General features: G+C 31.8%; 8 protein-coding genes. All 8 read left to right on the forward strand.

Going from position 1 to position 5970, the window contains the following annotated elements:
• The coding region (locus AC6I5C_RS17595; protein WP_497906312.1) for a hypothetical protein at nucleotides 1–597 on the forward strand (597 nt) is incomplete at its 5' end.
• 152 nt (nucleotides 598–749) lie between these two features.
• Complete coding sequence (locus AC6I5C_RS17600) at nucleotides 750–1784, forward strand: DUF6414 family protein (RefSeq protein WP_497906313.1); 1035 nt, start codon at nucleotides 750–752, stop codon at nucleotides 1782–1784.
• Nucleotides 1785–1964: 180 nt separating this feature from the next.
• Nucleotides 1965–2393, forward strand: a complete 429-nt coding sequence (locus AC6I5C_RS17605) for a hypothetical protein (protein WP_497906314.1) — start codon at nucleotides 1965–1967, stop codon at nucleotides 2391–2393.
• 195 nt (nucleotides 2394–2588) lie between these two features.
• Nucleotides 2589–3017 carry a hypothetical protein gene (locus AC6I5C_RS17610; RefSeq protein ID WP_497906315.1) on the forward strand — a complete coding sequence of 143 codons (429 nt, stop codon included), beginning with the start codon at nucleotides 2589–2591 and terminating at the stop codon, nucleotides 3015–3017.
• A gap of 152 nt (nucleotides 3018–3169) precedes the next feature.
• Nucleotides 3170–3562 (forward strand): lysozyme inhibitor LprI family protein, encoded by a 393-nt coding sequence (locus AC6I5C_RS17615; RefSeq protein WP_497906316.1) that lies wholly within the window; start codon nucleotides 3170–3172, stop codon nucleotides 3560–3562.
• Nucleotides 3563–3722: 160 nt separating this feature from the next.
• Nucleotides 3723–4517 carry a hypothetical protein gene (locus AC6I5C_RS17620; RefSeq protein WP_497906317.1) on the forward strand — a complete coding sequence of 265 codons (795 nt, stop codon included), beginning with the start codon at nucleotides 3723–3725 and terminating at the stop codon, nucleotides 4515–4517.
• 158 nt (nucleotides 4518–4675) lie between these two features.
• Nucleotides 4676–5113, forward strand: coding sequence for a hypothetical protein (locus AC6I5C_RS17625; protein ID WP_497906318.1), 438 nt, complete (start codon nucleotides 4676–4678; stop codon nucleotides 5111–5113).
• Nucleotides 5114–5514: 401 nt separating this feature from the next.
• The gene (locus AC6I5C_RS17630; RefSeq protein WP_497906319.1) at nucleotides 5515–5940 is read left to right on the forward strand and encodes a hypothetical protein; all 426 of its coding nucleotides are present in this window, start codon (nucleotides 5515–5517) and stop codon (nucleotides 5938–5940) included.
• Nucleotides 5941–5970 lie beyond the last annotated feature (30 nt).

Here is a 5970-nt window from a genome sequence, read left to right on the forward strand (position 1 = left end):
ACGAAACTATACACAAACCGTTGGCAAACATTTGAAATGAAAAACTTCACCCTAATATCTATCTTTTTATTTATCTCACTAGCAGGAATTTGCCAAGAGGCAAAACTAGACGAAATAAGAGCAAGTTATAGTCTCGGAGAACAAACTAAAAAGCTGATTGAACAAAATAACCTTTCAGAAATAAAATCAGATTTTGCACAAACTGACAAGTTAAACAGTCTTATTTCATTAATTAAAAGTAAAAAATCAAAAAGCGGAGAATATGAATTAAATTCTGACATATATTTTGATCCAGACATAAATAAATATGTGTTTACCATTTATAGCTCTAAATGGATTAAAACGGAATCTGATTGGGGGCTTAATGACTACCTATATATCATCGAATTAATAATTGACTACAATAGCTCCACAAATGTTGCAAAAGTAACTCAGCGAAGGATATTAGACCAAAATTCAGATTTAAAAAAATGGTGGCAATCCTTTATGGACACTTATAATAAATCAAAATTTCAACGTAATAAATGGGCAAACAAATACAATCTTGTTCCTCCCCCACCTCCTCCTCCTCAAACAACGGAATGGTTTATAAAATAAAAACGTTTGCCAACACCGTGTATAATTCATTGCTTCTGATTTTCCTCGCGGAAAATCCTCGCAAGTTTGCTATCTTAGTTTCTTAACCTGAAAATCCTGCGGATTTTCACGCAACGAAACTATACACAAACCGTTGTAGGTAATTTAAGAAAATGAAGAAAACCATTAAAGATTTATTATATTTTGACTTACAAAAGTCTATTTCACTATACAGTCAAATGGACGAAGGAATAATAACTCAATCAACTGAAAACATTGAAGAAGGTGGAGATATTAATTCAAGTTTAGGTGTTGACGTTAAAATATTTCAAGCTAAAATCGGAGCAACTGCGAATGATAAAGAAAGTAAATCTACTACAAGAATTCCTCATCATAACTTACTAAATAAGTTACAAGAAAACATTTATAATTCTAAATCCTATATTGACCTAGACAAAATAGATGACTTGGAACTAGATTCAGAAAAACTGCACGAATTGTTAAAATCTAAATCATTCATAAAAGCAACAGGTTGGGTAAACATAGAGGATTACGATAGACTAAAAAAAATTGCAAAAAGATTTAATTCAATATCACAATTCATACAAGAATGTAGTATTGCTGATTCAGACGAGAAGGAGCAATATGATATTCTTATTCAAGATTTAAAAAAGCAAAGGAAACTTGTCAATAGTCAAAAGGATAGAAATATAAAAACAAAAGATAATATTAGACTTAATAAATTAGAAGATGATTTAGAAAAATTACTTGATGAATATAACGATACTGGAAAAATACCTGAATATTTAGTTAATGGAATTCAATTATTCATTGACACTTTTCTACCTGACAGAATAAATTTTAGATTTTATCCTTACGAAAATCTACCAAGTTTTGAAATATTATCAAATTTAAAAAGAGAACATTTTGTAGAAACAGATATTGAGAATATTACATTTTCTTATGGTTCAAGACCAAATCTAAAAATGACAATTTTTGGAATGATAACATCATTGCCTGAAAAAGAAGAAGAATTATTTGACCCTTTAAGAAAAGACTTGGAAGAAGGAGAAGAATCTATCGTTTTTGAACGAGCTTTCAGAGGAGTTTTTCGTGGATTTGAAGGTTTTGAGCAATTTGTTAGATATTCTAGTTTTCCGAGAATAACTGTAAATCCATTAGCTGTTTACAGAGAAATTGAACTATAAAAACTACCTACAACACCGTATATAATTTATTGCTAGTTCTAGCCTACTTACGAAAATCCTCGCGGATTTTCTATTCGGTTTTTATTTGCTAAATTAGGTGCTTAAACCACGCAACAAACCATATACAAACCGTTGTGTGTAAGTGGAATCAAAACTTGAATTAAAATTAAAACCATAGATATGAAATCAAAAATCAACTTTAGAAAATCATTTTCGATAATCACAATGGCACTACTTTTTTTAACAGCAACATCTGAATTGGTAGCTCAAGAAAAAAAGGCTGAATTGAAAGATTTTAAGGTTATCGTCGAGAAAACTGATAACGGAATAAAAATGAAAAGTGAAAAAGGAAGTGCTTGGATAGACTTGTCATTTAGCTTAAACAACGACCGACCTCAAGCAGTAGATGAATACGGAATGACTGAATTGGAAAAGGTTTCAGAAAATAAGGACGAAAAACTTGCGGACTTTTTATTTACGATAACCAAAACGGAGAACGGAATTGAACTCAAAGGAATTGAAGGAACAGCGTGGACTGAATTAAAATTTTCTCTTGCCGAGAACAAAAAACAAGCAATTGACCAATTCGGAATGACTAGTCTGAACTAAAAACACCTACACACAACACCGGCTATAGTTCATTGCTTCTGACTTTCCTTTCGGAAAGTCCTTGCAAATTTGCTATCTTCGGTTTACGGCGGAAAATCCTCGCGGATTTTCACGCAACGAAACCATAGCCAAACCGTTGTGTGTAATTTAACGCAACCAAACTCAGATTTTAACATCTAAGAAATAAAAGAGATTATGAAAAAACTGATTTATATTTTTGTTTTGACTTTAGGAATTATTTCTTGTAGTTCTGATAATGAATCACAAATTAGCAATTCGGATTTGGTTGGAGAATGGAATTGGATTGGAACTTCTGGTGGACTAATTTACTTTGAAGAAACACCTGAAACCACTGGAAAAGAAATACATTTGATTTTAACCGACAATTACCATTTCTCAATTACAGAAAATGGAAATGAAATATCAAATGGAACTTATGAATTGACTCTAAAAAACTCTATTTATTCTGGAGAAATGGAAAGGTTTATCAAACTTCTAACAATTGACCAACAATATGTTGGTTTTGTTAAAAATGGAATTATAAATGTTCACGAAAACGAAAGACTTGAAATATCCGACAATAATTATGACGGAATTGGAAGTGGGTTTATAAAAATTAAATAAAAAAACTACACACAACAACGGCTATAGTTCATTGCTTCTGACTTCCTCTCGGAAAGTCCTCGCAAATTTGCTATCTTCGGTTTTCGGCGGAAAATCCTGGCGGATTTTCACGCAACGAAACCATAGCCCAACCGTTGGCAACAAGCTAAAAAATGAGAATACTAATAACAATTCTAACTCTAATTTTGACTTCAAATTCCTTTTCCCAAACTCAAGCGGAAATGAATCAAGAAGCTTATGATTTATTTAATGAGACTGACAAAGAATTAAATGAGATTTACAATAAGATTCTGACAGAATATAAATCTGACCCAATATTCGTGGAAAGCTTAAAAAAATCACAACGAATTTGGATAAAGTTTCGAGATTCAGAATTGGAAATGAAATATCCGAATTACAAAGAACCTTATTATGGTTCATCACATCCAATGTGCCGTGCTTTTTATTTAAAAGAACTGACAGAGGAAAGAATAGAAAAACTAAAAATTTGGCTAAATGGGATGGAGGAAGGCGATATGTGTTCAGGCTCCATAAAAACAAACTAAAAGCCTGTTGCCAACACCGTGTATAATTCATTGCTTCCGATTTTCCTCGCGGAAAATCCTCGCAACTTTGCTATCTTAGTTTCTTAACACGAAAATCCTGCGGATTTTCACGCAACGAAACTATACACAAACCGTTACCCATAAGCTAAACCACCTAAATTTGAGAATTCTACTCCATATTATAATTTTCGTCTTCTTAACAATTATCACTCAAATTGGCGGAATTTTATACCTAGTTTCAATCTTGCTTATAAAACGAAATACAAATAAAAGGCGGATTAAACGGATTGGAATTTTTGTTGGACTCTATCTAATCGCAACATTTTTGATTGTTCCAAATGTTGCGCCGATTTTCGGACGTGAAAAAATAAAAGAAACGGAATTTCTAAAGGCACATTCGATATTCTACAAACTCGCGAATAGAAATTATGTTCGACCAGAACTTAATAAAACTCTAATCCAAGTGGCAACTGAATTTGAAAATCAGAATAGCGGAATTAAAATGGTCTACCTTGATGCAAACTTTCCGTTTATTGATAAATTTCCTCTTTTACCTCATTTGAGCCACAATGATGGAAAGAAAATAGATGTTTCATTAATATATAAAAACCCAAACGGTCAATTAACAAATAAAAAACCTTCAATTAGTGGATACGGAGTTTATGAAAATCCCAAACCTAATGAATATGATCAAAGTGCAGTTTGCAAAAAAAACGGACATTGGCAATATGACTTTCCCCAATACCTGACTTTAGGGACAATTAACAAGGACATCGACTTTTCAGAAAGTGGAACTCGGAATTTGGCTAATTTAATCTTAAAGCAAAATAGTATAGGAAAAATGTTCATCGAACCGCATTTGAAAACACGGCTGAATTTAACTAACGAAAAAGTAAGGTTTCACGGCTGTCAGGCAGTTCGACACGATGACCACATCCATTTCCAATTAAAATAAAAAGCCTATGGGTAACACAGTGTATAATTCATTGCTTCCGATTTTCCTCACGGAAAATCCTCGCAACTTTGCTATCTTAGTTTCTTAAACCTGAAAATCCTGCGGATTTTCACGCAACGAAACTATACACAAACCGTTGTACGCAATTTAACCAGACCTTGAAACACATATATTACAATTTATATTTAGGCAAAACCAACAGTATTCCGAAAGACGAAAACGGAAAAGATTTTGATGTTGTTTATTGCGTTGAGGATACCAAAAAAATATCGGCTGAATTAGAGAAAAATAACGACTTAAGATATTCACTATTGATTTTACAAAAGACTCGAGATGAATTAGACGGAGCAATTAAAAGTGTAAAATCGGAATGGAATAATTTCACGGATTTACCACTCGAAATTGAACACATTTCGGAGGAATTACAAAAAATGACGCAGAATTTTCGAGAACTAATTTTGGAAGCTGATGATGAGAGTGTGATTTTTAAATCCCAAGTTGTTGGATTTGATGAAAAGTCTGTGTATGAATCAAAACAAGCACGAAAACTGATTTTAGGAGTGTCAACTAAATCAAAATGGAATTTTTGGAATTAAAACTAATAGCAAAGAATTAATTATGGAACCAAGTCTTTTGACTTCAATCATCGGAATTTCAATTTTTGCGATAATTATGTACTTCGGATTTAAATACGCAAATGGAAATTGGAAAGTGTCTGAATCTAAAAAATCAGACTATCTGAATTGGACAAATAGACACGGAAAAAAAGTAAAAAACGGCATAATTATAATAACAGTCATTTACGGAATTTCAATGATAATTCAAATTTCGAACTTGATTTAACGGAATAAAAAAACTGCGTACAACACAGTGTAAAAATAATTGCTAGGCCATTGCTCATCGGAAAGTCCTGCGGACTTTCCTAACATATTTTTACTTTTAATATCTTGAGGGCTTAACCACGCAACTATCTTTACACCAACCGTTGTAAAACATTTTGAAACAATTCTGGACAAAATATAAACCCTTAGTATTTCTGATTTTAATTTTAATCGGAATTATAAATACTATATGGTTTTTAAAAACGAATGAGTTTTCTCAAGAAGACTTTTTTAATAAAGCGGTTTTTGACTCATATAACGAATCTTATAATGGAATTATAAGGGAAAAATTCTACCTCAAAGAAGGTGGTCGTAACATTTTTGTTTTAGACCAAGATGGAATAAAAAAGCGGTTAGACTATGTTTATCAAAACCCTAAACTATATGAGTTTTTAGAAATCGGAGATACCATAATAAAAAGACCACAAACTAACTCAATAATTATTAAACGCACCAAATTGGATACGACAATCAACCTTAAATTTGAAAACCTAAAAGGGACTGAATTATATTCTAAAAACAATAAATATTTAAATAATTAAAAAACGTTTTACAACAACATATAACCGCAA

It is taken from the genome of Mangrovimonas sp. sgz306409 (assembly GCF_059735265.1).